The organism is Amycolatopsis sp. NPDC003676, from assembly GCF_053587275.1.
This window is the reverse complement of the sequence record NZ_JBSFNS010000304.1, coordinates 1-1,352: the sequence shown is the minus strand read 5'-3', so window position 1 is coordinate 1,352 and position 1,352 is coordinate 1. Positions and strand designations below refer to the sequence as shown.

General features: G+C 66.6%; 2 protein-coding genes. One reads left to right on the top strand and one right to left on the bottom strand.

Translation table 11 applies throughout. The annotated features are described in order from the left end of the window. Window positions 1-70 precede the first annotated feature (70 nt). Window positions 71-625: a hypothetical protein gene (locus ACWDNU_RS45900; RefSeq protein ID WP_355280357.1), complete on the bottom strand. Its 555-nt coding sequence runs from the start codon at window positions 623-625 to the stop codon at window positions 71-73. 103 nt (window positions 626-728) lie between these two features. Between ACWDNU_RS45900 and ACWDNU_RS45895 the strand changes: the two genes are divergently transcribed. Further along, window positions 729-1,241: a PadR family transcriptional regulator gene (locus tag ACWDNU_RS45895; protein ID WP_355280358.1), complete on the top strand. Its 513-nt coding sequence runs from the start codon at window positions 729-731 to the stop codon at window positions 1,239-1,241. The last annotated feature ends 111 nt before the right edge of the window (window positions 1,242-1,352 follow it).

Here is a 1,352-nt window from a genome sequence, read left to right as displayed (position 1 = left end):
GCCGAGCCCGCCGTCGACGCGGAGCCCGCCCGCGCCGGCTGAGCCGGTGACGTAGGGGGCCCTGAACGGCTCACACAGCGTCGAACGCGGCCGCCTTGGCCTGGATGTAGGCGACGTACCGCACGGTGAACACCATCGGCACCGCGAACGTCAGCGCGTGCGCGAGTGTCCGCGGCCAGGTGTCGGCGTGCGCCAGTACCGCCAGCAGCACCGCGCCGACCGCGAAGCTCGCCGTCCACACCGCGGTGAGCACATACGCTGTCCGCACGAACAGTGGCTCCGTCCAGACCTCCTGTGGTGTGGTCTGTTTCGCGATCCCGAGGGTGAACGGCATCCCGACGGCCAGCGAGACGCCGGCGATCAGTGCCAGCGCGGTGTGCGAGAGCGCGGGGGAGTAGGCGTGTAATCCGGTGTCGGGATCGCTGAACGCCAGGGCGGCCAGCCCCACGAAGAAGGCCAGCGTCCCGATCTCGATGATCAGCGCGTCGAACGTGGCCCCACTCCGCCTGCGCACCACCAGCTCGGCGAGCGCGAGCACGGCTGCGGCGAGCGCCGCCCACTGCCAGTACGAGCCGGGAACCAGCGCGTAGACGATCCACGGAGCAAAGGTGCGCAGGTAGGACATGGTGACTCCTGAGTACGCGATAGGCGCGACATTCCAATTCAGACAGGTCGAAATTAGAGGTTCCTACTTCGACATGTCAAGAGTGGAATGTAAGGTGAGAGGCATGAGCCTCCGTCACGCCCTGCTCGGCCTGCTCGCCGACCGCCCCGCCAGCGGCTACGACCTGATCCACCGCTTCAAGGAATCCCTCGCCAACGTCTGGCCCGCCACCCAGAGCCAGATCTACACCGAGCTCACCAAGCTCGCCGACACCGGCAAGATCACCGTCTCCGACGAGGGCCCCCGCGGGCGCAAGGAATACACGATCACCCCCGACGGCCGCGCCGACCTCCACCACTGGCTCACCGAAGTCGCCCCCAAACCGATCACCCGCAACGAAACCCTCCTGCGCGTCTTCTTCCTCGACGCCCTCACCCCCGCCGAAGCGATCACCTACCTCACCACCCTCGAGACCCGCTCCGCCACCGCCCTCGCCGAACTCGGCACCCTCGAATCCGCGGTCGACTGGACCGCCAACCCCTTCTCCACCAACGGCCACATCGCCCTCGAGTGGGGCAAGCGCTTCTACCGCATGAACCAGGAGTGGGCAGAGTGGGCAAAACAGCAGGTCACCTAGGCGATTTGGATTCCGTCACCGCGTCGGATAATCTTTTGGCACACCAGCAAGTCCGGGTGGCGGAATGGCAGACGCGCTAGCTTGAGGTGCTAGTGCCCTTAACGGACGTGG

Coding starts and splice junctions, on each gene's coding strand:
- ACWDNU_RS45900 (WP_355280357.1), bottom strand. CDS start 625: ATGTCCTACCTGCGCACCTTTGCTCCGTGGATCGTCTACGCGCTGGTT.
- ACWDNU_RS45895 (WP_355280358.1), top strand. CDS start 729: ATGAGCCTCCGTCACGCCCTGCTCGGCCTGCTCGCCGACCGCCCCGCC.